This window comes from Ureibacillus sp. FSL W7-1570, from assembly GCF_038593265.1.
GTDB lineage: Bacteria > Bacillota > Bacilli > Bacillales_A > Planococcaceae > Ureibacillus > Ureibacillus suwonensis.
Map to the genome: position 1 here is coordinate 196,670 of NZ_CP151979.1, position 23,767 is coordinate 220,436.

Genomic DNA, 23,767 nt, shown 5'->3' on the forward strand with positions numbered 1-23,767 from the left:
CTTTGGTATAATGATTAGTAATAAAAGGCGTATCGTAAAGAAAGGTGGGTTCGATGGTAAGCAAGCTAGATGAGCAGCAATTATGGAATAGCTGGATAAATGATCGGGATCCGCAAGCAGGAAATTTACTGATAAAAAAATATAAACCCCTAGTTTCTTATCATGTTCAAAGAATTGGTTCAGGGCTTCCGAAAAATGTCTCCCGGGATGATTTGACAAGCCTGGGAATGATGGGACTTTTTGACGCCTTAAATAAATTTGATATCAATAGAGACTTGAAATTCGATACATATGCTTCATTCCGTGTCCGGGGAGCCATCATTGACGGCCTTAGAAAAGAGGATTGGCTACCACGATCGGCGCGGGAAAAAGCAAAAAAAATGGAAGCGACCATTGAACAACTGGAGCAAAAGTTGATGCGTCATGCTACTCCTGAGGAACTGGCGGAACATATGAACATGCCTGTTGAAGAAGTATATCAAACGGTGCAAGAGCATTTCTTCTCGAATATATTGTCTCTCAATGAACCCCAGCATGATCAGGACGAAGGAGAAGGAAAGTCATTTGTCATTCGGGACGAAAATGTCAGAACACCGGAACAGGAAACGATACATAAAGAGCTTATAGAAGAATTGGCAGAAAACATAAAAAAATTAAGTGAGAAAGAGCAACTGGTACTGAGTCTTTTTTACTCTGAAGAAATGACATTGACAGAAATCGGGGAAGTATTGAATTTATCCACTTCCCGCATTTCACAAATTCATTCAAAAGCGTTGTTGAAACTGAGAAAACTGTTGTCAAATGAGATGAACGCCTAAAGTGGGTGGAACTTATGAGTTTAAAAGGTGTTGAATTGCAAATCGCCATTCCCAAAACGGTGGATGCCGGCAAAATTGCTGAGCAGCATCAACAAAATGTTGTTCAGCAACAATATCATGCAAATGATGCGTTGAACAGGGAAATTGAAAAAAAGCAACTTACCGTGAACGACACCGAGAAAATCTCTGAAGTATCCGACAATAATGAAAAAAAAGGCACGGGAAAAGACCAAGATAAAAACAAAAAAGAACGCAAGAATCAGCAGGAACATCAGGAAGCGAAACATCCATATAAAGGAAATTTTATTGATTTAAGCGGATAGGAGATTATATGGCTACAGTATTTATTATTATACTCACCATTTCCCAATTAATAAGTTTTTATCTTATTTTTATTTTAAATTCCAAGATGTCAAAATTTAAGGACTTGGAATCGCGGCAAGATAAGATGATGGAAGAAATGGAAAATGCGATCAGCGTATATTTATTGGAAATCAAGGAAGAAAACGACCGGTTCATTCATGAATTAACGAAAATAAAAACATCTCAGCAAAAAAGCGTCCCCAATTTGCAAGCGGGTACTGTTCCTGATCCTATTGGGAAAGAACCAGTGGAAGATGATTTACAGAAAAACGTGGTGAACCTGGATGCAATTTTGCCTACAATCCCTAAAGCGATTGCCAAAAATGCTTACATCCAACAAAAAAAGAACATGGCCAAAGAGCAAGAAAACATGCCGGATGTGATAGCAAATGAAAAAAAAGGGCATAAACTAAATGATGAAATGCTTCAGAGGGATGTATCTTTGAAAGACAAAGTATTGGCGCTGCATCAGGAAGGAAAGTCCATCGAAGAAATCGCAAAAATTACTCAAAAAGGGAAAACGGAAATCGAACTATTATTAAAGTTCCAATCATAAACTTCTTGCACAGCAATGGGGTTTGTGTTATATTACCAATTGGTGTGATGATTACACACGCATTTTGATGGGTAAGTGGTGCTTGAGAAGTTTTCTTAAGTTGCTTATTCCAGATGAAAGATGCGGAGGAATAAAACCAATAATAGGAGGAAAATACATGTCAGTAATCTCAATGAAACAATTATTAGAAGCTGGTGTACATTTCGGTCACCAAACTCGCCGTTGGAACCCAAAAATGAAAAAATACATTTTTACTGAACGTAACGGCATTTATATTATCGATTTGCAAAAAACTGTTAAAAAATTAGAAGAAGCTTACGAGTTCATGCGTCAAGTTGGTGCAAACGGCGGAAAAGTTCTTTTTGTAGGTACAAAAAAACAAGCACAAGACGCTATTAAAGAAGAAGCTGAACGTTCTGGCAACTACTACATCAACCAACGCTGGTTAGGTGGTACATTAACAAACTTCGATACAATCAAAAAACGTGTTGCACGTATGAAAGAAATCGAAAAAATGGAAGAAGAAGGAATTTTCGGTGTTCTTCCTAAAAAAGAAGTTATGAAGTTGAAAAAAGAACATGAACGTTTAGTGAAATTCCTTGGCGGTATTCGTGATATGAACGAATTGCCAGATGTGATGTTCGTGGTAGACCCACGCAAAGAACGTATCGCTGTAGCTGAAGCTCGTAAATTAAATATTCCGATTGTGGGAATCGTGGATACAAACTGTGATCCAGATGAAATCGACTACGTAATTCCTGCAAACGATGATGCGATTCGTGCTGTAAAATTGTTGACTGCTAAAATTGCAGATGCTCTTATCGAGTCTAAACAAGGTGAATCAGAAGCTCCAGCTGAAGAAGTAGTTGCTGAGTAATTCACTGCTACAAAGGTGATAAGTGACTGTTTCACTTATCACCTTTTTTTGAGAAACAATGGTTTCTTACTTTGTAAAATGGCTAAAACTTATAGTAAACAATCATGATCCAAGGAGGAACTTTCAATGGCAATTACTGCACAATTAGTAAAAGAACTTCGTGAAAAAACGGGCGCAGGTATGATGGATTGCAAAAAAGCCCTTGTAGAAACAAACGGTGACATCGAAGCTGCCATCGATTACCTACGTGAAAAAGGTTTGGCTTCTGCAAGCAAAAAAGCTGACCGTATCGCGGCTGAAGGTACAACTTACATCTTAACTGAAGGAAACGAAGCGATCATTTTGGAAGTGAACGCTGAAACAGACTTCGTTGCGAAAAACAGCCAATTCCAAGAACTAGTAAAAAACTTGGCGGAACAATTATTAAAAGCTAAACCTGAGTCTTTGGAAGCTGCATTGGAAGTGAAAAACGAGGAAGGCGCAAGCATAGCGGAACAAATTTCAACTGCTGTTGCGACAATTGGTGAAAAAATCACTCTTCGCCGTTTCGAAATCAGAACAAAAACGGATGCAGATGCTTTTGGTTCCTACTTGCACATGGGCGGCCGCATCGGTGTATTAGTTGTTCTTGAAGGTACTACAAATGCTGATGCAGCGAAAGATATCGCGATGCACATTGCGGCAATCAAGCCAAAATATATCTCCCGTGATGAAGTGCCTGCGGAAGAAGTTGAACGTGAACGCAAAGTGTTGACTGAACAAGCATTGAACGAAGGAAAACCTGAAAACATTGTGGCAAAAATGGTTGAAGGTCGTCTTGGAAAATTCTTCGAGCAAGTTTGCTTATTAGAGCAAGCATTTGTTAAAGATTCTGATCAAAAAGTTCGTGATTTCGTGAAATCAGTTGGCGGTAACGTAGCTTCATTCGTTCGTTATGAAGTAGGAGAAGGCATCGAAAAACGCGAAGACAACTTTGCGGAAGAAGTTATGAGCCAAGTAAAAGGAAATAAATAATCGTAGAATAAATACACAAACTTTATGGGGAGCACTCTAAGTGTTCCCTATTTTTCAGAAAAGAATTTTAAATTAACGCATAACGGAGGTTTACTATGAGTGTGCCGCAATTCAAACGAGTAGTCATTAAAATAAGTGGTGAAGCATTGGCAGGAGAAGCAGGATTTGGCATCTCCCCAAAAATTATTAAATCAGTGGCCGAAGATATCAAAGAAGTAGTGGATCTTGGAGTGGAAGTTGCAGTTGTTGTTGGCGGAGGAAACATTTGGCGTGGTAAAATAGGTAGTGAAATGGGAATGGATCGTGCTTCTGCCGATTATATGGGAATGCTTGCAACTGTCATGAACTCCCTCGCATTGCAAGATGCTCTGGAAAAATTGGACGTGGAAACTCGTGTACAATCTTCTATTGTGATGACCCAAGTGGCGGAACCTTACATACGTCGAAAAGCGGTGCGTCATCTCGAAAAAGGGCGCGTCGTGATTTTCGCTGCTGGAACTGGAAATCCATTTTTCTCCACAGATACAACGGCTGCATTGCGGGCTGCCGAAATTGATGCGGACGCTATTTTAATGGCAAAAAATAATGTTGATGGCGTATATTCAGCGGATCCGAAAATTCACCAAGATGCAGTGAAATACGAAACACTCACTTATTTAGAGGTCATTCAGCAAGGTCTTCAAGTAATGGATTCCACAGCTTCCACATTATGTATGGACAACGACATCCCATTAATAGTATTCTCTATAATGGAAAAAGGTAACATTAAACGGGCTGTTTTAGGCGACAAAATTGGGACAGTTGTTAGGAGGAATGCATAATGAATAGTGTATATGAACAAGCGAAGGAAAAAATGAACAAGTCGATTACCGCTTTTACTAGAGAACTTGCATCGATTCGTGCAGGCAGAGCAAACGCAAAATTACTGGACCGGATTACTGTCGATTATTACGGGGTACCAACTCCGGTGAATCAGCTTGCAGGGATCACTACTCCGGAAGCGCGCCTTCTTGTAATCACACCCTATGACAAGTCCATTTTAGGGGAAATTGAAAAAGCCATTTTAAAATCGGATATTGGTATTACCCCTACAAATGATGGAAATGTAATCCGTTTAACAATTCCTCCTTTGACTGAGGAACGTCGTAAAGAGTTGGTGAAAGTCGTGAAAAAAGAAGCGGAAGAAGCAAAAGTGGCCATCCGGAATGTACGACGTGACGCAAATGATGAATTGAAAAAATTGGAGAAAAACGGGGAAATGACGGAAGACGAATTACGAGGACATGTGAATGATATCCAAAAACTAACAGATGAGTTCATTGCAAAAGTTGACAATTTAGCAAAAGAAAAAGAAGACGAAATCCTTTCAATTTAAAGGTTTGTCAAAAAGAACTTTCCATAGGCTGTGACGTCCTTTTCTTCAGGACGTCTTTTTCATTTCATATTATGCATAGGATTTGTTGATTGAATAATAATAGAAATTTCAATAAAGTCATCGGATTAAACATAAGTTATTAAAAGAATTAGAAAAAATGCAAATAATTCTTTAGGAAATGAAAGACACATATATTGGTTTTTGATATTATTAATTAGAATACGTCCAAAACGTTGTCAGGTGGGGGAATACATGGTATTTTACAATTTTTTTAGGAAAACTAAATATGCAAAAAAAGCATCCAAAATGGATGGCAAAATTGAAGTGATCCCTTCCCATATTGCAATCATTATGGACGGCAATGGACGTTGGGCGAAGAAGCGGGCTATGCCACGTATCGCTGGTCATCATGAAGGGATGAAAACCGTTCGGAAAATTGCGCGCGTGGCAGATGATCTTGGAGTGAAAGTTTTAACGCTGTATGCTTTTTCAACGGAAAACTGGAAGCGTCCTAAAACAGAAGTGGATTATTTAATGAGCTTGCCAGAAAAATTTCTTGATGATTTTTTACCGGAAATCATAGAGCGAAATATCTGTGTTCAAATGATTGGCGAAAAGGAAGGTTTGCCGGAACATACAAAAAAAGCAATTAATAATGCGATGGAAAAAACAAAAAATAATACAGGACTTATTTTGAATTTTGCATTAAATTATGGCAGCCGCGCAGAGATTGTGAAAGCGATGAAAAAGATGATGGCGGATGTTCAGGAAGGAAAATTGTCCATTGATGCCATTACGGAAGAAACGATGAACCAATATTTGATGACATCCCATCTGCCGGAACCGGATCTTTTGATTCGCACGAGCGGGGAAGTACGATTAAGCAATTTTATGCTTTGGCAATTGGCTTATACAGAATTTTGGTTCACTGATACCCTCTGGCCGGATTTTGATGAAGAAGACTTTATGGAGGCGATTTATGCCTATCAGAGAAGAAATCGTCGGTATGGTGGATTGAAAGGAGAAGAAATTAATTGAAGCAACGGATTATTACGGGAGTTGTAGCAGCTGCATTTTTCATCCCGTTTGTCATCTATGGTCAACTCCCATTTACCCTATTAGTTTATGCAATGGCTACAGTAGCAATGTTTGAACTTCTTCGAATGAAAAAAATGTCTGTTTTTTCAATACCAGGATTCGTTGGTTTCTTGACCGTGTATGTTTTATTAATGCCGGATTCATGGGCGGATAAAGTTCATGAAGTCACTTCTTATAGCAAATTGGAATTTCTTGTCATTGCGGCCCTTTTGTTATTGATTCATTCTGTCATTGTAAAAAACCATTTTACTTTTGATGAGATTGGATTCGTACTTCTGTCCGCATTATATATCGGTATCGGCTTTTATTATTTGATTGAAACGAGAAACGCCGGGCTGGAGTTCATTATTTTTGCCCTGCTCATCGTTTGGTGCACCGATTCAGGGGCGTATTTTACCGGAAGAAAATTCGGGAAAAACAAATTATGGCCGGAAATTTCGCCAAATAAGACCGTTGAGGGGTTTTTCGGAGGAATACTCACGGCGGTTGTTTTCGCATGCATTATGCAAATGATTTACCCATTTGATAAACCTTGGTTTATACTAGTTCTTGTAACGATTGTAAGTTCTGTATTCGGACAATTGGGCGATTTGGTAGAATCCGCTATAAAAAGGCATTATGATGTGAAAGATTCAGGGAAGATTCTTCCGGGACATGGGGGAATACTGGATCGTTTTGACAGCTTATTGTTTGTATTACCATTACTTAACTTGTTGCATTTCGTCAGTTGATGAAGGGAAGGACCCATGTTGAAAAAAATCAGTTTATTAGGCGCAACAGGTTCGATTGGATGGCAAACTTGTGATATTTTGAAAAATCATCCAGAAGAATTTCAACTTGTTGCTTTTTCTGCTGGAAAAAATATAGAAAAAACAAGGGAAATTATTAAAACATTGAATCCTGAACTGGTTTCTGTGCAAGAAGAAAAAGATGCACATGCATTAAAAAAAGAGTTTCCTCATATACATTTTACATACGGTGACAAAGGGTTGATAGAAGTGGCCACTCACCCGGAAAGCGGAGTATTGGTGAATGCGGTTTTGGGCAGTGTTGGACTGCCTTCCACATTGGCTGCCATCCGCATGGGCAAAACGATTGCGATTGCCAATAAAGAGACCCTTGTTACCGCTGGGCATCTGGTCATGGAAGAAGCGAAAAAGTATCATGCACCCATTTTGCCTGTTGACAGTGAGCATTCAGCCATATTCCAGTCGATGAATGGTGAAAATCCGAAACAAATCAAGCGGCTGATTTTGACAGCTTCCGGTGGTGCATTCAGAGATAAAACCCGCGATGAACTGAAACATGTGACAGTGAGGGATGCTTTGAATCATCCGAACTGGTCAATGGGCGCGAAAATAACGGTTGATTCGGCGACGATGATGAATAAGGGGCTGGAAGTGATTGAAGCCCATGTGTTATTTGATATGCCCTTTGAACAGATTGATGTGTTGCTTCATAAAGAAAGCATCATCCACTCGATGGTGGAGTTCCATGATACAAGCGTCATTGCCCAATTGGGAACCCCGGATATGCGTGTGCCGATTCAATACGCATTAAGCTATCCGGACCGATTGCCTCTGATTGGCGGGAAGACGTTAAATCTGGCGGAAATCGGACAGCTGCATTTCAAAGCAGTGGATTTTGACCGGTTTAAAGCGTTAAAACTTGCTTATGAAGCAGGTCGAATGGGCGGAACGGTATTAACGGCAATGAATGCAGCCAATGAAGCGGCAGTGCAACTGTTTTTACAGGAAAAGATCCCATTCTTGGAAATTGAGGAAATTATCGAACGCATGATGGACAGCCATAACAATATTCTAAACCCGGATTTGGAAACGATTTTGCATGTGGATAGGGAAACAAGAAAAAAAGTGCTTCATATGGTACAATAAACTTGAGCTCAGCTCTAAAGGTGGTATACTATGCAAACAATATTAGCATTTATCCTCGTATTTGGATTAATCGTTTTCTTTCATGAATTTGGGCATTTTATCTTTGCGAAACGTGCAGGCATATTAGTGCGGGAATTCGCCATTGGTATGGGACCTAAGCTTTTTGGCATGAAAAAAGGGGAAACGTTATATACGATCCGATTATTGCCTTTGGGCGGCTATGTCCGGATGGCCGGTGAGGATTTCGATCAAATTGAGCTGCAACCTGGTTATCGGGTAGGTCTCATATTAAATGATGAAGAAAAGGTCGAGAAGATTTATTTAAATCAAAGTGTCCGACATCCGAATGTGTTATTTATGGAAGTGGAGCGGGCAGATTTAAATAAAAAATTATGGATTGAAGGTTACGATGAAGAAGAGCGTTTAGTCCGTTTCGACATTGCCCGGAATGCAATCATTGTTGAAAATGGGGAAGAAACGTTAATTGCACCATATGATCGGACTTTTGAAGCAAAATCGTTATGGCACCGTACACTTACAATCTTTGCGGGACCGTTGTTTAACTTTATTTTGGCTTTTGCCATTTTTATATTCCTCGGTATATTCCAAGGAGTGCCAACGAATGAACCGATTATTACGGAAGTGGTCGATGACAGCCCAGCCGCTGAAGCAGGGATGGAAGCAGGGGACTATGTAAAATCCATTAATGGAACACCGGTTAAAAAATGGGATGAATTGACCGATTTTGTAAAAGAGAATCCTGGAAAAGAGCTTTCATTCATTGTTGAACGGGACGGACAGCAAGTGGAACTATCCGTCGTCCCTGAAACAGTGAAAATGGAAAACGGTGAAAAAGTTGGACAAATTGGTGTCATGTACCAAAGTCCGCTTGTGAAAAATCCAATCAAAGCCATTGGCTATGGTTTTCAACAAACGTGGGAATACACCCTTTTAATTCTACAGGCGCTGGTGTATTTAATTGCAGGGAACTTTACCCTTGATGACTTGGCCGGTCCTGTCGGCATTTACCAATACACCGGGGAAGTGGCAAAACACGGCTTCTTCACCCTTATGTACTGGACAGCGGCATTGAGCATCAACTTGGGAATCATGAACTTGCTTCCGCTTCCAGCCTTGGACGGTGGCCGCTTAATGTTCTTCGGCATTGAGGCATTGAGAGGAAAACCTGTCGATCGCAAAAAAGAAGGCATGGTTCATTTGGTGGGAATCGTGCTCTTAATGATATTAATGATTGCTGTCACATGGAACGACATTCAACGATTGTTTTTCCAATAAAAAAATTGCGTCAAGAAATCGCCATCCGATGGAACGTCGGGGCGATTTTTGCTTTTTCATCATCAAATTTTAATATTGGATGCATCATTGCAAGATTTATTGATAAGTGAATCAATACAGTAAATAAATATCAAAAAAATGTATATACTCAACACTTTAATGGGTATGCTATTCTATTAAAAAAGATAGAAACTGATAAAGGTGGAGCACTTATGAAGCAAAGTGTAACGTTGATCCCAACGATGCGGGAAGTGCCACAAAATGTTCATACGAAATCTTGTCAAATGTTGCTGCGTGCAGGATACATACGTCAACATTCAAAAGGCACCTATTCCTATTTGCCATTGGCGAAGAGGGTATTAAAAAAGATTGAAACAATCATCCGGGAAGAAATGGAGAATAAGGAAGCGATTGAAATTGAATTGCCTTCCATCCAATCGGTTGATTTGTGGAAGCAGTCAGGGAGACTGCATTTTTTCGATGAAGAATTGATACATTTCCAAGATCGGAACAAACAGGAATTTGTCATCGGACAAAGTATGGATGTAATGACTTCCATTGTGCGGGATGAAATAAAAACCTATAAAAAATTGCCGATCACCTTTTACCAATTGCAGAAAAGAATTCGGAGAGAAAAGGAATTGCGCTTTGATTTATTCCATGCGCAAGAGCCTTTAATGTTGGAAGCTTATTCTTTCCACGACAGCGACGAAAGTTTAAATCACACGGTTGAAGAAATGATTGGAACATTTGAACGGATTTTTTCTTATTTGGGATTAAATATTCAAATGGTGGAAGCGGATCCGGGGCCTTTCGGAAATGAATCTTACGAGTTTGTCATTTTCTCGGATATCGGACAAGAAATCATTGCTTGTTCAGATCAATCGAATTATGCCGTCAATGCGGAAATCGCAAAAGTATCTACCGAATATGAACGCTCCACTGAAGAAATGAAGCCGCTTGAAAAGTTGGCTACGCCGAATGTCCAGACGATTCAGGAATTATGTGATGTTTTGCAAGTGGAACCAAGTCAATGCATAAAATCACTTGTATTAAACGTCGACGGGGATATCACCGTTGCTTTAGTCCGCGGAGACCACCAGCTGAATTTAAGGAAAATAGCCAAAGTTTTGAATACAACGAATGTACAATTTGCCGGTGAAGAAGAAATCAAAAAACACATAGGCTGCTCCAAAGGATCAATCGGCCCGTTAAAACTGCCTATCGATATCAAAGTGATCGCGGATAATGGAATCAAATCCGTTGTAAACGCTGTCACTGGCGCCAATGAAGACGGCTATCATTATATCAATGTGAATCCGGATCGTGACTTTGCCATCAATCTGTACGAAGATATCCGATTTATCGAAGAGGGAGACCCTTCCCCTGATGGACAAGGAAGCATTCAGTTGAAGAAGGGGATTAAGCTCGGCCGTATAATGAAATTAGGAAATCGGTATATGGAAAATATGCAGGCAACCATCGCCGGCGATGAGGGGAAACAAATTCCATTGCAAATGGCAAGTTACGAACTGGAATTGACCCGGATTTTTGCCGCACTGGCGGAACAATGCCAGGATGATAGAGGATTTATATGGCCGAAACATCTGTCACCTTATGATTTGCATCTGATGGCGATCAATGTTAATGATGAAGCACAATTGAACCTTGTAGAGCAGCTGTACAATATTTTAACCACTTACCGATATGATGTTTTATACGATGACCGGGACGAACGGGCAGGTGCAAAGTTTGCGGACAGCGATTTGATTGGTTTGCCGATACGGATCACCATTGGGAATAAGGCGTTAACAGGAATGGTGGAAGTAAAAAATCGGAAAACGGGCGAAACAATCGAATGCGTAAAAGAAGAGTTAATCGACCGTTTAAATGAATTTTTTCGAACACAATAAATCCAAACAGTCTTGAAAAAATAGTGTATACTTAATAGATGGCAGTTAAAATAGAATTCGCTCTTCTATAGACGAGACGCCTCACCGTCTTGCCTGATAGAGTTTTGCGAATTCTTTTCATTTTTTATTCCATCAAGGCATTTTTCAATTAAAGGTGGTGAGTTGGATGGAAAACTCAAAAGCGAGAGAGCGTTTATTGACGCTTTTATCCCAACTGAAACTGACGGAAGATATTTACATGTCTTTCTTTGAACATGGTGAACTGAACCGATTGACGGTTCATAAGAAAAAGAGAATTTGGAATTTCTCATTGAAGCTGAAAAATATTTTACCTTTTCAAGTGTACCAACTATTCTCTTCCCGATTAAAGGAAGAATTTCAACATATTGCTCAAACGGAAATTTCGATACAGACGGAAAATCCGCAAGTAACAGATGATCTCATTTCCGATTATTGGATGACCGTCGTTGAACGCATCGACGCTTCTCCGCCTGTAAAGAAACGTCTCTCATGTCAATTGCCAACCTGGACGGGAAGCAAAATGGTTCTTTCCTGCATCTCTGAAATGGAGCAATTGACATTAAAATCGAAGTACCGGGAAATTATTTCGGAAACTTATGCTTGTTTTGGATTTCCAGCAATTCCAGTGGATTTCAAATTAGTTGAAGCATCGGAGGAAGAAAAGCTGGAGCAGGAAAAATTAATGGAACAGCGCAGGTTGGAAGAAGAAGAACTGGCCAGACAAGCCATTATAGATTTCCAAAACAGGGAAAAAGAAAAGAAAGAATCTTCGTCTTCCAACGGGCATGCTGAAGAAGGTCCGGTACAAATCGGCTCAATCATTCACGATACTGAAATTATGGATATCAAATCGATCGTTGAAGAAGAACGCCGCATCGTCATTGAGGGACATATTTTTGCTGTGGAAGTAAAAGAGTTAAAAAGCGGCCGTTCCCTTTTGGAAATCAAAATGACCGACTATACGGACTCCATCCTCGTGAAAATGTTTTCCCGCAACAATGATGATGCCGAGAAGATGGCCCGCCTGAAAAAGGGCATGTGGGTAAGGGTCAGAGGATCAGTGCAAAATGATACGTTTGTCCGTGAATTGGTCGTGATTGCAAATGATATCAATGAAATTCATAAAGAGCCGAGAAAAGACACGGCACCTGAAGGCGAAAAACGGGTGGAATTGCATTTACATACACCAATGAGCCAGATGGATGCAGTGACACCGGTGGACCGCATTGTGGAACAGGCCGCAAAGTGGGGGCATTCCGCCGTGGCAATTACGGATCATGCTGTCGTCCAAGCCTATCCGGAAGCCTATGCCGCCGGAAAAAAATATGGCATAAAAATCATTTACGGTTTGGAAGCCAACTTGGTGGATGACGGTGTTCCGATTGCTTATGAAGAACGGCATATCAAACTGGATGATGCCACTTTCGTTGTATTTGACGTGGAAACAACCGGATTATCCACTGCCTATGATGTGATTATTGAGCTCGCGGCGGTCAAAATACGCGACGGCAAAGTGATTGATAAATTCGAACGCTTTGCCAATCCGCACCGGCCGCTTACAGAAAAAATCATCGAATTGACGAATATTACGGATGACATGTTAAAGGACGCACCGGAAGTGGATGATGTGATCCGTGAATTCCATGAATTTATCGGAGATGCCATTGTGGTTGCCCACAACGCGTCCTTCGATATGGGATTTTTGTATGCAGCGTACGAAAAAGCGGGCATTACAGGGGTGAAACATCCGGTCATCGATACGTTGGAATTGTCCCGCTTATTAAATCCGACACTCAAAAATCATCGTTTGAATACATTGTGTAAAAAATACGGCATCGAACTTGTACAGCACCACCGCGCAATCTATGATACGGAAGCAACGGGCTACTTGCTGTTGCAATTATTGAAAGAAGCCAAAGAAAAAGGAATCGAATACCATGACGATTTTAATAAATTCATGGGCGGAGAAGACTCCTATAAACAATCCCGGCCTTATCACTGTACAATTTTAGTGGTGGATAATGCCGGATTAAAAAACTTGTTCAAATTGGTGTCCATTTCCCACACTCAAACATTTTACCGGGTTCCCCGCATCCGCCGTTCCGATTTGATGAAACATCGGGAGGGGCTGATTATCGGATCCGGCTGCAGCAACGGGGAATTGTTCGAGACGATGATGAACAAATCTCCGGAAGAAGCGGAAGCGGTGGCTGAATTCTATGATTATATTGAAGTTCATCCAAAAGCCGTCTATTCCCAATTGATTGACAGTGGAACAATCCATGATGAATGGCATTTGGAAGACATTATCCGCAAACTTGTGAAGCTCGGCAAAAAAATGGATAAGCCGGTGGTGGCGACCGGGAACGTCCATTATTTAAATGAACATGATGCCATTTACCGGAAGATTTTGGTGGCTTCCCAGGGAGGGGCAAATCCATTAAACCGCTATCCATTGCCGAAAGTGCATTTCCGTACAACGGATGAAATGATCGAAGAATTCGCCTTTTTGGGAGAGGAAGTGGCGAAGGAAATCGTTGTGACCAACTCCCAAAAAATTGCCGATATGATCGGCGATGTGAAACCGATCAAAGATAAATTGTACACGCCAATCATTGAAGGGTCCGATGAAGAAATTAAACGCTTGACCTATGAAATGGCGCATAAAATTTACGGCGAAAAGCTGCCGGAAATCGTGGAAAAACGGCTAGAAAAAGAATTGAACTCGATTTTGGGACACGGGTTTGGGGTGGTTTATTTAATTTCCGCAAAACTCGTGAAGAAGTCCTTGGAGGATGGATATTTGGTCGGCTCACGGGGTTCCGTCGGTTCATCCCTTGTCGCGACGATGATGGAAATTACGGAAGTCAACCCGCTGCCGCCTCATTACATCTGCCCGAACTGCCACTATTCCGAATTCTTTACGGATGGTTCGGTCGGTTCAGGATTTGACTTGCCGAACAAGGATTGCCCTGAGTGCGGTACGCCTTTGAACAAGGACGGACAGGATATTCCATTCGAAACGTTCCTTGGATTCAACGGGGATAAAGTTCCGGATATTGACTTGAACTTCTCCGGGGAATACCAGGCGCGGGCCCACAACTATACGAAAGTCTTGTTCGGGGAAGATAAAGTCTACCGCGCGGGAACAATTGGTACCGTTGCGGAAAAAACCGCTTACGGCTTCGTAAAAGGTTATGCGAATGACAATAATATCAATTTCCGTTCGGCGGAAATTGACCGTTTAGTGCAAGGCTGCACCGGTGTCAAACGGACGACCGGCCAGCATCCGGGCGGTATTCTTGTTGTTCCTGATTATATGGATATTTACGACTTCACTCCGGTGCAATATCCTGCCGATGCCCAGGATGCGGAATGGCGTACGACCCATTTCGACTTCCATTCAATCCACGACAACATTTTGAAATTGGATATTCTGGGACATGATGATCCGACAATGATCCGCATGCTGCAAGATTTGACGGGCATCGATCCTAAAACGATTCCACCGGATGACCCTGATGTCATGGCCATCTTCACAGGAACGGAATCTTTGGGCGTGACGCCTGAACAAATTTTATGCAATACGGGAACTTTAGGTATTCCGGAATTTGGAACGAAATTTGTCCGTCAAATGTTGGAGGACACAAAACCGAAAACCTTCTCTGAGTTGTTAAAAATTTCAGGCCTATCCCATGGTACGGATGTATGGCTTGGAAATGCCAGCGAATTAATCGCAAATAATGTATGTTCCTTCTCAGAAGTCATCGGTTGTCGTGACGACATCATGGTGTACTTAATTTATAAAGGATTGGATCCTTCGCTCGCTTTCAAAACGATGGAGTCGGTCCGTAAAGGGAAAGGCTTGACGGAAGATATGGAAAAAGCGATGAGGGAACATGATGTGCCTGACTGGTATATTGAATCATGCAAAAAAATCAAGTACATGTTCCCGAAAGCCCACGCAGCCGCCTATGTATTAATGGCTGTCCGCGTGGCATACTTTAAAGTCCATTTCCCTCTTGCCTATTATTGCGCTTATTTCTCCGTGCGTGCCGAAGACTTTGACTTGCCGGCGATGATAAAAGGGGCCAGAGCGATCCGCACGAGAGTCGAAGAAATTAACGCAAAAGGCTTGGATGCAACGAAAAAAGAAAAAGATTTATTGACCGTTCTTGAAATAGCCCTTGAAATGTGCGAAAGAGGCATGAGCTTCAAAAATGTGGATTTGTACAAATCGAAAGCCACAGAATTCGTCATTGAAGGGAATTCCCTCATTCCGCCTTTCAATGCGATCCCTGGTTTGGGGGAAAGTGTGGCGAAACAAATTGTGGCGGCAAGGGAAGAAAGGGAGTTTTTATCGAAAGAAGATTTGCAAACACGGGGCCGCGTTTCCAAATCTTTGATTGAATACATGGAGCAATTGGGCGTGTTGGAAGGTCTGCCTGATGAAAATCAGCTGTCTTTATTCTAAATCCTTTTGCTTGGAATGATTTTGCATCCGTCAAAGATGTGGTGGCACAGTTTCTCATATTTGCATTTCTTAAGAAATTGTGCTATTGTTAAATCAATAATTTGTTGATAGTCTTGCAGCAAAAGAGTGGGGTTTCCCGCTCTTTTCTATTGTTTGTTTGAATTGAGTCTAGGTGCAGCTCTCCACCAGGAGGGTAGCGATTGCTTTGTACACGGAATGCGAATTTCACCATGATTGGTGGAATTTCTGTTTTTAGTCTAGGAAACAGGACGTTGGGAGGATTTTATGAGCAAAATTACTTCTACAGTAGAACAGCTGGTCACACCGATCTTAGAGGAATTGAATCTTGAATTAGTGGATATTGAGTTTGTGAAAGAGGGACGCGCTTGGTTCCTCCGTGTATATATCGATACTCCTCAAGGTGGAATTGATATTGACCAATGTGCACTTGTCAGCGAGCGATTGAGTGCCTTGTTGGATGAAAAGGACCCTATAGAACAAAACTATTATTTAGAAGTTTCCTCTCCTGGTGCGGAACGCCCATTGAAGAAAGAATCCGATTTTGAGAAAGCCATTGGCAAATACGTATATATCAAAACGTATGAGCCGATTGAAGGCATGAAAGAGTTCTATGGTTACTTGAAATCCAACAGCGAAGATAGCCTGGAAATTGAAGTTCGCATAAAAACACGCAATGTTCTTATAAAAATCGGAAAAGAAAAGATTGCCAAAGCTCGCCTGGCAATCGATTTTTCATCAAATTAATTAGGAGTGAAATGAAAAGATGAGCAGTGAATTACTAGATGCTTTAAATGCTCTGGAACAGCAAAAAGGCATTTCAAGGGAAATATTGGTGGAAGCGATCGAAGCTGCACTGGTTACCGCATATAAACGCAACTTCAATCAAGCGCAAAATGTACGTGTTGATTTTAATCAAGAAACAGGAGAAATCAAAGTTTTCTCAAGAAAAGAAGTTGTGGAGGAAGTGGAAGATCCACGCCTGCAAATTTCATTGGAAGAGGCCAGAAAAATCAACAGTGTTTATGAACCTGGCGATATTGTTGAACAAGAAGTGACTCCCCGCAACTTCGGACGGATTGCTGCGCAAACGGCAAAACAAGTTGTGACCCAACGCGTACGTGAAGCGGAAAGAAGCGTCATTTATGAGGAATTTGTCGATCGCACAGATGATATCGTCAATGGAATCATTGAGCGGAGAGATGCGCGAAATATCTATATCAATCTTGGAAAAGTGGAAGCCGCTTTGCCTTTAAATGAACAAATTCCAGGGGAAGAGTACAAACCACAACAACGCATTCGCGTCTACATTACAAAAGTGGAAAAAACGACTCGCGGACCGCAAATCATCGTTTCCCGCACACATCCAGGGTTGCTTCGAAGATTGTTTGAAATGGAAGTGCCGGAAATTTATGAAGGAATTGTGGAGATAAAATCCATCGCCCGTGAAGCCGGGGATCGTTCCAAAATCTCAGTTTACGCGCACGATCCGGAAGTGGATGCCGTTGGTGCATGTGTTGGTACGAAAGGGGCACGGGTACAAGCGATCGTCAATGAATTAAATGGCGAGAAAATTGATATTGTGGAATGGTCAGAAGATCCGGTAGTCTTTGTTGCCAATGCATTGAGTCCATCCAAAGTGTTGGATGTCATTGTGAATGAAGAAGAGAAATCCACAACTGTCATCGTTCCGGATTATCAGCTTTCATTAGCGATTGGTAAACGGGGACAAAACGCGCGACTTGCAGCAAAATTGACAGGCTGGAAAATTGATATTAAAAGTGAATCCGATGCTCGGGAATTAGGAATTTACCCGAATGAAAACAGTCCTTTCATCGAAATCGAAAGCGACAATCAGGAAGAAGAACCTTCTTTTGATCCAATTGATTACGACCTATATCAAGATGTCGATGGTGATGAAGAATAATAAGTTGGAATATTCCAGATAACACGAAAAATGGAATGCGTTGAGCTGATAGGGAAGGTGATATACGTGCCAACGAAAAGAAAAGTTCCATTACGCCGCTGTGTTGTAACAGGTGAAATGTTTCCAAAAAAAGAATTGCTTCGCGTTGTCCGCTCCAAAGACGGTGAAGTATCAGTGGATCCGACTGGAAAAAAGTCCGGTCGTGGCGCATATATTTCCAAATCTGAAGAAGCGGTGGAAAAAGCCCGCAGCAAAAAGATTTTAGAACGCCATTTAGAAGTGAAAATACCGGATGAAATTTACGATGAGCTAATACGGCTTATTCGCAGGGAGCAGCTTTTCAAAAATGAATAAAGAAAAGATTTTGCAGCTTCTGGGATTGGCGACGAGAGCGCGGAAAGTCGTTACCGGTGAAGAATTGGTGATCAAAGAAATTCAAAAGGGCAATGCGAAGTTAGTCATTCTTTCTTCGGATGCATCCCAAAATTCAAGAAAAAAAATTCAAGATAAATGTACGCATTACAACGTTGAATTCCATTCGTTCAGCGATCGTTATGAGCTGGGACATGCGATTGGCAAAGAAAAACGGGTAGTGATTGCCATTACCGACCAGGGATTTGCCAAAAAGCTGTCCAGTCTGCTCAACGAAAATTAATCGGGGGTGAGCTAATGACCAAATTGAGAGTTCATGAATATGCCAAAAAAGTGAATCGACCAAGTAAAGAAGTCATTGAAGAATTAAAAAAATTAAATATAAATGTTTCGAATCATATGTCTACGCTTGACGGAGAAGCGGTTGCGAAACTGGATGCGGTTTTTAACAAAAATGCGAATGAAGCGCCTGCCAAAAAAAATGGCGGACAACAACATAAATCAAAACAGCCGCAAAACAAAGATGCAAAGAAACATGAACATCCTGCAAAACCAAAAGAAGATCAGGATGAAGTGCAAGTTTCCTTTGAAAAAATTAAGCGAAATAAAGTTGCCAAAGATCAAGAACCGGTTCAACAACAGGCTAAACATAAAGGAAACCAAAAGAAAAAGCCTGGCATTCATGGCGGAAAACGCCGTCAACCGAAACAACAACAGCCGCAGCAACCGGTTCAAAAAGAGCTTCCAGAAAAAATCACTTTCTACGAATCTTTAACGGTGGCGGAACTGGCGAAAAAATTAAACCGTGAACCTTCCGAAATCATCAAAAAGCTCTTTATGCTTGGTGTGATGGCGACAATCAACCAATCTCTTGACAAAGATGCCATCGAATTGGTTTGTGCGGATTATGGCGTGGAAGTCGAAGAAGAAATTCGCATTGATAAGACGGATTTAAATGTTTACTTTGAAGAAGAAGATCCGGAAGATGCATTGGTGGAACGTCCACCTGTCGTAACCATCATGGGTCACGTCGATCACGGGAAAACGACAACCTTGGATGCCATCCGCCATACGAGAGTGACAGAAGCGGAAGCTGGAGGTATAACGCAGCATATCGGTGCATACCAAGTAGATATTAATGGAAAGAAAATCACTTTCCTTGATACACCAGGGCACGAAGCGTTCACAACAATGCGCGCAAGAGGTGCGCAAGTTACCGACATCGTTGTCATCGTTGTTGCGGCAGATGACGGTGTCATGCCTCAGACAGTGGAGGCGATCAACCATGCCAAAGCCGCAAATGTGCCAATCATTGTCGCAGTCAACAAAATCGACAAACCAACAGCAAATCCGGACCGCGTCATGCAGGAATTGACGGAATATGGTCTAGTTCCGGAAGACTGGGGCGGCGATACAATCTTTGTTCCAATCTCAGCCTTGAAAGGTGAAGGAATCGACCAATTGTTGGAAATGATCCTGCTTGTTGCGGAAGTTTCTGAATTGAAAGCAAATCCTAACCGCCGGGCAATTGGTACGGTCATTGAAGCCCGCCTGGATAAAGGCCGCGGTTCTGTAGCCACATTGTTGGTTCAAAATGGTACGTTGCGCATCGGCGATCCGATCGTTGTCGGTAATACATTTGGCCGCGTTCGTGCAATGGTGAATGATTTGGGACGCCGCGTAAAAGAAGCTACGCCTGCAACGCCTGTTGAAATCACAGGATTGCACGAAGTACCTCAAGCGGGAGATAAATTCGTTGTATTCGAAGATGAAAAAACGGCCCGTGAAATCGGGGAAGCCCGTGCACAAATGGCGCTTCAGGCAAGCCGTGCCCAAAAATCACGCATCACTTTGGATAACTTGTTTGAACAAATGTCCCAAGGCGATATCAAAGAATTGAATTTGATCATCAAAGCGGACGTGCAAGGATCTGTGGAAGCTTTGGCTTCTTCATTTATGAAAATCAATGTGGAAGGTGTAAATGTTAAAATCATCCACACTGGCGTAGGTGCGATTACAGAGTCTGACATCAGCCTTGCTGCGGCGTCCAATGCCATCGTCATCGGCTTCAACGTCCGTCCAGACGTCAACGCAAAACGTGCCGCAGAACAAGAAGGCGTGGAAATCCGCCTGCACCGCATCATCTACAAAGCGATCGAAGAAATTGAAGCAGCCATGAAAGGTTTGCTTGATCCGGAATATGAAGAAAAAATCATCGGTCAAGCGGAAGTTCGTCAAACAATTAAAATTTCAAAAGTGGGTACAATTGCAGGTTCATACGTTACAGACGGCAAAGTGACACGCGATGCCGGTGTACGTGTCATCCGAAATGGAATTGTGATTTACGAAGGGGAACTTGCATCGCTAAAACGCTTCAAAGATGATGTCAAAGAAGTCATGAGAGGCTTCGAGTGCGGTATGCAAATCAAAAACTTCAACGATATCAAAGAGGGCGACATCATCGAAGCCTTCGTTATGGAAGAAATTGAGCGCAAATGATCGTGTATTTGGAAGCGGAATTCATCATTCCGGACGCTCATTCTTTGAAGGAAAAGCGTGCAGTTCTCCAGCGAATGATCACGAGAGCAAAGCAAAAATTTAATGTATCGGTTGCAGAAATCGATCATCAGGATGTATGGCAACGGACAAAAATTGCTGTCGTGGCCGTTGCTTCATCCCGTTCTGCAGCTGAGCGGGAAATAGACCAAGTGCTCCATTTTCTGCAATCGAATCCATCTTGGGAGCTGTTGGAGTTTTCCCGCGAGTATTTGTAATATGTATGGATAATTTTTAGGATTCCAACAACAATAACATTAATATCATGAAGTCAAGTAGATAAAAGTGCGTGTTGTGCTTTTATTCTACTTTTTAAAAGAGGTGACAATATGTCTCTACGTGCAAATCGTGTTGCTGAACAGATGAAAAAAGAATTGGGCGACATCATTGGCCGTAAATTGAAAGATCCCCGTGTGGGATTTGTAACCATAACAGCTGTTGAAGTCACTGGGGATCTTCAACAAGCGACAATTTATTTTACAACGTTAGGTACGGAAGAAGAGAAAGATGAAACGTTGAAAGCATTGGAAAAGGCGAAAGGTTTTATCCGTTCCGAAATCGGTCATCGCATTCGCCTTCGAAGAACACCTGAAATCACATTCAAGTTTGATACATCGATCGAATATGGAAACAAAATCGAACAATTATTGCGCTCCATCAAGGATACCGATGAAGCGTAAATATCCATATCGTAAAAAGCCTGCGACTGCATCCATCATGCAGGTGGGCTTTTTTTATTGAAATTTTTGGGGGGATTCGAGTGGATGGTATTTTGCCATTATGGAAAGAAAGAGGTTTAACGAGCCACGACTGCGTGTTTCAACTTCGAAAAATATTGAAAACCAAAAAAATTGGACATACCGGAACCCTTGATCCGGAAGTGGAAGGGGTTTTGCCAATTTGCATTGGACAAGCGACTAAAATATCTGAATATTTGATGGAGGCTGGCAAAACTTACGAAGCGGAAGTGTCAATCGGACGTTCCACAACTACGGAAGATGCTGAAGGAGATACGGTGGAAGAAGATAGCAGTCATAAGAAAATTTCAAGGAAGCAATTGCTTCAAGCGCTATCCCAATTGACCGGTGAAATTGAACAAATTCCCCCAATGTATTCAGCGGTGAAAGTGAATGGCATGAAACTTTATGAATATGCCCGGAAAGGGATTGAAGTTGAACGTCCTCGAAGAAAAGTGACCATTTACGAATTGGAGCTGCTCGATGATCGGGAAATGTTTGAAGGGCAAGAAATTAAGTTCAAAATACGGGTGAAGTGCAGCAAAGGCACGTATATCCGAACGCTGGCGGTACAAATCGGGGAACTGCTGGGCTACCCTAGCCATATGTCTTCCCTTGTGCGAACGGCTTCAGGGAGTTTTATGAAAAACGAGTGTGCCACAATCCGTGAAGTTGAAAATGCTGTGGAAGAAGGTACCATTGAACAGCTGATTCTTCCCATTGAAAAAGCCCTATCTTCTTATCCATTCATTGAAATGGATGCATCCAATGAAAAGCAAATTTGTAATGGACAAATCTTAAAAGTCCATTCATTATTAAAAAAGAGCGGTAAAATTGTATTTACCCGCAACGGGAAGGCGATTGCTGTATATAGAGAACATCCGACAAAACCTGGGCTGATGAAACCAGATAAGATGTTTCCAAATAATCTTTAGGAGGCCACATGAATGAAGGTAATTCATTTAAAATATCCGTACCAATTAGATAAAGTGGATCCTTCCACTTCCTATTCCCTGGCAGTCGGTTTTTTTGATGGCGTACATAGGGGACATCAAGCGGTGATCCGTGCCGCAATGGAAAAAGCGAGAGAAATCAATGTCAAAAGTGCTGTGATGACCTTTGATCCCCATCCTTCGATCGTATTAGGGAAAAGCAATGAAAAAATCTTTTACATTACCCCTCTTCATCAAAAGTTGGAAATCTTGGAAGAATTGGGTGTCGATACGACATTTGTGGTGCAATTTACCTCCGACTTTGCAAAGCTTTCACCGGAAGAGTTCATCCAACATTTTATTCGGGATTTGAATGTGAAACATGTCACGGCCGGTTTTGATTTTTCCTTTGGCGCTTTCGGGAAAGGAAATATGGAATTGATGAAGGAACTTTCCCGCGGGGATTTCGGTGTGACGGTAGTGGAAAAGCAGGTGGAAGGTGGAGAAAAAATTTCATCGACCCGCATTCGTGAGAGTCTGCGCGAGGGGGATATGGAAACCGTTCATCATTTTTTAGGCCGTCCTTACCAACTCCAAGGCATTGTGGTTCAAGGAGATAAACGGGGCCGTACCATCGGTTTCCCAACGGCCAATATCCAGCCAAAGGAAGGCGGCTTTATTCCGAAAAATGGTGTGTATGCAGTGAAAATATTGGTGCAAAACCAATTATTCGATGGGGTCTGCAACGTGGGATATAAACCGACATTCAAAAATCCCGATGAAAAGCAATTAACAATCGAAGTCCATATTTTGGATTTCCACAAAAATATTTATGGTGAAGAAGTGAAAGTTTATTGGTATAAGCGGCTCCGGGACGAACAAAAATTTGATGGCATCGAATCGCTGAAAGCCCAAATCAACCGCGATAAGGAGCAGGCGATTGAATATTTTTCAAATAAATCATTTGCCTAAACATTTGAACTATGATAATATCTCTTAGTGTACAAAATTGTACATTCCTTAGCTCGGCATACCGAAGCTCCAACGGTTGACTGTGCTAAAGGAGTAATCAAAAAATAGGAGGAAAACAAAATGGCTATTTCAAAAGAACGCAAAAATGAAATCATTAAACAATTCCAAACTCATGAAGGAGATACTGGTTCTCCAGAAGTGCAAATCGCAATTTTAACAGAAGAAATCAACGTATTAAACGAACACTTATCTGTTCATAAAAAAGACTTCCATTCCCAACGCGGACTTCTTAAAAAAGTAGGTCATCGCCGTCATTTATTGAAATATTTACGTGAAAAAGACGTTCAACGTTATCGTACATTAATTGAAAAATTAGGTCTTCGTCGATAATCAGAAAGCGGGATTTTCCCGCTTTTTATTTATCCAAAAAACAGTTTCCAGTGAGTAACAAATAAAGTAAAATTACCATAATTTAATTGAAAATGTTTAGCATAGAAAATGCTTTTTTGATACACTTACTAATGGTATATAAATAATGGTGGCGTATGTCCCC

23 protein-coding genes are annotated in these 23,767 nt (G+C 41.5%); all 23 read left to right on the top strand.

Translation table 11 applies throughout. The features are described from left to right. Positions 1-53 precede the first annotated feature (53 nt). The 23 genes from NST13_RS01005 to rpsO all read left to right on the top strand — a co-directional run bounded on the left by NST13_RS01005 (position 54) and on the right by rpsO (position 23,604). Positions 54-818, top strand: coding sequence for a FliA/WhiG family RNA polymerase sigma factor (locus tag NST13_RS01005; protein WP_342469847.1), 765 nt, complete (start codon positions 54-56; stop codon positions 816-818). A 14-nt stretch (positions 819-832) separates the two neighbouring features. Beyond that, positions 833-1,141 carry an RNA polymerase subunit sigma gene (locus tag NST13_RS01010; protein WP_342581174.1) on the top strand — a complete coding sequence of 103 codons (309 nt, stop codon included), beginning with the start codon at positions 833-835 and terminating at the stop codon, positions 1,139-1,141. 86 nt (positions 1,142-1,227) lie between these two features. Next, positions 1,228-1,737, top strand: coding sequence for a hypothetical protein (locus NST13_RS01015; protein WP_342581175.1), 510 nt, complete (start codon positions 1,228-1,230; stop codon positions 1,735-1,737). A 157-nt stretch (positions 1,738-1,894) separates the two neighbouring features. Beyond that, positions 1,895-2,614, top strand: a complete 720-nt coding sequence (rpsB, locus tag NST13_RS01020) for a 30S ribosomal protein S2 (protein ID WP_342581176.1) — start codon at positions 1,895-1,897, stop codon at positions 2,612-2,614. Between the two features lie 126 nt (positions 2,615-2,740). Continuing rightward, the gene (gene tsf, locus NST13_RS01025; RefSeq protein ID WP_342581177.1) at positions 2,741-3,628 is read left to right on the top strand and encodes a translation elongation factor Ts; all 888 of its coding nucleotides are present in this window, start codon (positions 2,741-2,743) and stop codon (positions 3,626-3,628) included. Positions 3,629-3,723: 95 nt separating this feature from the next. Next, positions 3,724-4,449, top strand: a complete 726-nt coding sequence (gene pyrH / locus NST13_RS01030; RefSeq protein WP_342469842.1) for a UMP kinase — start codon at positions 3,724-3,726, stop codon at positions 4,447-4,449. After that, positions 4,449-5,003 carry a ribosome recycling factor gene (gene frr, locus NST13_RS01035; RefSeq protein WP_342469841.1) on the top strand — a complete coding sequence of 185 codons (555 nt, stop codon included), beginning with the start codon at positions 4,449-4,451 and terminating at the stop codon, positions 5,001-5,003. The genes pyrH and frr overlap by 1 nt, the downstream gene beginning before the upstream one ends. A 252-nt stretch (positions 5,004-5,255) precedes the next feature. Continuing rightward, positions 5,256-6,041 (top strand): isoprenyl transferase, encoded by a 786-nt coding sequence (locus tag NST13_RS01040; protein WP_342469840.1) that lies wholly within the window; start codon positions 5,256-5,258, stop codon positions 6,039-6,041. Next, positions 6,038-6,832, top strand: coding sequence for a phosphatidate cytidylyltransferase (locus NST13_RS01045; protein WP_342469839.1), 795 nt, complete (start codon positions 6,038-6,040; stop codon positions 6,830-6,832). Before NST13_RS01040 ends, NST13_RS01045 begins: the two co-directional genes overlap by 4 nt. 18 nt (positions 6,833-6,850) lie before the next feature. Further along, entirely contained in the window at positions 6,851-7,996 is a 1,146-nt protein-coding gene (gene dxr, locus NST13_RS01050) for a 1-deoxy-D-xylulose-5-phosphate reductoisomerase (RefSeq protein WP_342469838.1), read from the top strand. A 30-nt stretch (positions 7,997-8,026) separates the two neighbouring features. Further along, entirely contained in the window at positions 8,027-9,292 is a 1,266-nt protein-coding gene (gene rseP, locus NST13_RS01055) for an RIP metalloprotease RseP (RefSeq protein ID WP_342469837.1), read from the top strand. A 212-nt stretch (positions 9,293-9,504) separates the two neighbouring features. Then, positions 9,505-11,205 carry a proline--tRNA ligase gene (locus NST13_RS01060; RefSeq protein WP_342581178.1) on the top strand — a complete coding sequence of 567 codons (1,701 nt, stop codon included), beginning with the start codon at positions 9,505-9,507 and terminating at the stop codon, positions 11,203-11,205. A 166-nt stretch (positions 11,206-11,371) separates the two neighbouring features. After that, the gene (locus NST13_RS01065) at positions 11,372-15,700 is read left to right on the top strand and encodes a PolC-type DNA polymerase III (protein ID WP_342469834.1); all 4,329 of its coding nucleotides are present in this window, start codon (positions 11,372-11,374) and stop codon (positions 15,698-15,700) included. 285 nt (positions 15,701-15,985) lie between these two features. Continuing rightward, the gene (gene rimP / locus NST13_RS01070; protein WP_342469833.1) at positions 15,986-16,465 is read left to right on the top strand and encodes a ribosome maturation factor RimP; all 480 of its coding nucleotides are present in this window, start codon (positions 15,986-15,988) and stop codon (positions 16,463-16,465) included. A 19-nt stretch (positions 16,466-16,484) separates the two neighbouring features. Further along, positions 16,485-17,645, top strand: a complete 1,161-nt coding sequence (gene nusA / locus NST13_RS01075) for a transcription termination factor NusA (protein WP_342469832.1) — start codon at positions 16,485-16,487, stop codon at positions 17,643-17,645. Between the two features lie 66 nt (positions 17,646-17,711). Continuing rightward, positions 17,712-17,999: a YlxR family protein gene (locus tag NST13_RS01080; protein WP_342469831.1), complete on the top strand. Its 288-nt coding sequence runs from the start codon at positions 17,712-17,714 to the stop codon at positions 17,997-17,999. Then, on the top strand, positions 17,992-18,300 hold the full coding sequence (locus tag NST13_RS01085; protein ID WP_342469830.1) for a YlxQ family RNA-binding protein: 309 nt from the start codon (positions 17,992-17,994) through the stop codon (positions 18,298-18,300). Before NST13_RS01080 ends, NST13_RS01085 begins: the two co-directional genes overlap by 8 nt. A gap of 14 nt (positions 18,301-18,314) precedes the next feature. Beyond that, the gene (infB, locus tag NST13_RS01090; protein WP_342581179.1) at positions 18,315-20,516 is read left to right on the top strand and encodes a translation initiation factor IF-2; all 2,202 of its coding nucleotides are present in this window, start codon (positions 18,315-18,317) and stop codon (positions 20,514-20,516) included. Next, positions 20,513-20,791: a DUF503 domain-containing protein gene (locus NST13_RS01095; protein WP_342469828.1), complete on the top strand. Its 279-nt coding sequence runs from the start codon at positions 20,513-20,515 to the stop codon at positions 20,789-20,791. Before infB ends, NST13_RS01095 begins: the two co-directional genes overlap by 4 nt. Before the next feature lie 111 nt (positions 20,792-20,902). After that, a complete protein-coding gene (gene rbfA, locus NST13_RS01100; RefSeq protein WP_342469827.1) occupies positions 20,903-21,253 on the top strand; it encodes a 30S ribosome-binding factor RbfA in 351 nt (116 codons plus the stop codon). An 80-nt stretch (positions 21,254-21,333) separates the two neighbouring features. Continuing rightward, on the top strand, positions 21,334-22,245 hold the full coding sequence (gene truB, locus NST13_RS01105; protein ID WP_342581180.1) for a tRNA pseudouridine(55) synthase TruB: 912 nt from the start codon (positions 21,334-21,336) through the stop codon (positions 22,243-22,245). 12 nt (positions 22,246-22,257) lie between these two features. After that, positions 22,258-23,214, top strand: coding sequence for a riboflavin biosynthesis protein RibF (ribF, locus tag NST13_RS01110; RefSeq protein ID WP_342581181.1), 957 nt, complete (start codon positions 22,258-22,260; stop codon positions 23,212-23,214). A 120-nt stretch (positions 23,215-23,334) separates the two neighbouring features. Then, complete coding sequence (gene rpsO, locus NST13_RS01115) at positions 23,335-23,604, top strand: 30S ribosomal protein S15 (RefSeq protein ID WP_342469824.1); 270 nt, start codon at positions 23,335-23,337, stop codon at positions 23,602-23,604. The last annotated feature ends 163 nt before the right edge of the window (positions 23,605-23,767 follow it).

What these genes read in the sequence shown, in the direction of transcription:
- NST13_RS01005 (WP_342469847.1), top strand. Translation starts at nt 54, where the DNA reads ATGGTAAGCAAGCTAGATGAGCAGCAATTATGGAATAGCTGGATAAAT.
- NST13_RS01010 (WP_342581174.1), top strand. Translation starts at nt 833, where the DNA reads ATGAGTTTAAAAGGTGTTGAATTGCAAATCGCCATTCCCAAAACGGTG.
- NST13_RS01015 (WP_342581175.1), top strand. Translation starts at nt 1,228, where the DNA reads ATGTCAAAATTTAAGGACTTGGAATCGCGGCAAGATAAGATGATGGAA.
- rpsB (WP_342581176.1), top strand. Translation starts at nt 1,895, where the DNA reads ATGTCAGTAATCTCAATGAAACAATTATTAGAAGCTGGTGTACATTTC.
- tsf (WP_342581177.1), top strand. Translation starts at nt 2,741, where the DNA reads ATGGCAATTACTGCACAATTAGTAAAAGAACTTCGTGAAAAAACGGGC.
- pyrH (WP_342469842.1), top strand. Translation starts at nt 3,724, where the DNA reads ATGAGTGTGCCGCAATTCAAACGAGTAGTCATTAAAATAAGTGGTGAA.
- frr (WP_342469841.1), top strand. Translation starts at nt 4,449, where the DNA reads ATGAATAGTGTATATGAACAAGCGAAGGAAAAAATGAACAAGTCGATT.
- NST13_RS01040 (WP_342469840.1), top strand. Translation starts at nt 5,256, where the DNA reads ATGGTATTTTACAATTTTTTTAGGAAAACTAAATATGCAAAAAAAGCA.
- rseP (WP_342469837.1), top strand. Translation starts at nt 8,027, where the DNA reads ATGCAAACAATATTAGCATTTATCCTCGTATTTGGATTAATCGTTTTC.
- NST13_RS01060 (WP_342581178.1), top strand. Translation starts at nt 9,505, where the DNA reads ATGAAGCAAAGTGTAACGTTGATCCCAACGATGCGGGAAGTGCCACAA.
- NST13_RS01065 (WP_342469834.1), top strand. Translation starts at nt 11,372, where the DNA reads ATGGAAAACTCAAAAGCGAGAGAGCGTTTATTGACGCTTTTATCCCAA.
- rimP (WP_342469833.1), top strand. Translation starts at nt 15,986, where the DNA reads ATGAGCAAAATTACTTCTACAGTAGAACAGCTGGTCACACCGATCTTA.
- nusA (WP_342469832.1), top strand. Translation starts at nt 16,485, where the DNA reads ATGAGCAGTGAATTACTAGATGCTTTAAATGCTCTGGAACAGCAAAAA.
- NST13_RS01085 (WP_342469830.1), top strand. Translation starts at nt 17,992, where the DNA reads ATGAATAAAGAAAAGATTTTGCAGCTTCTGGGATTGGCGACGAGAGCG.
- infB (WP_342581179.1), top strand. Translation starts at nt 18,315, where the DNA reads ATGACCAAATTGAGAGTTCATGAATATGCCAAAAAAGTGAATCGACCA.
- NST13_RS01095 (WP_342469828.1), top strand. Translation starts at nt 20,513, where the DNA reads ATGATCGTGTATTTGGAAGCGGAATTCATCATTCCGGACGCTCATTCT.
- rbfA (WP_342469827.1), top strand. Translation starts at nt 20,903, where the DNA reads ATGTCTCTACGTGCAAATCGTGTTGCTGAACAGATGAAAAAAGAATTG.
- ribF (WP_342581181.1), top strand. Translation starts at nt 22,258, where the DNA reads ATGAAGGTAATTCATTTAAAATATCCGTACCAATTAGATAAAGTGGAT.
- rpsO (WP_342469824.1), top strand. Translation starts at nt 23,335, where the DNA reads ATGGCTATTTCAAAAGAACGCAAAAATGAAATCATTAAACAATTCCAA.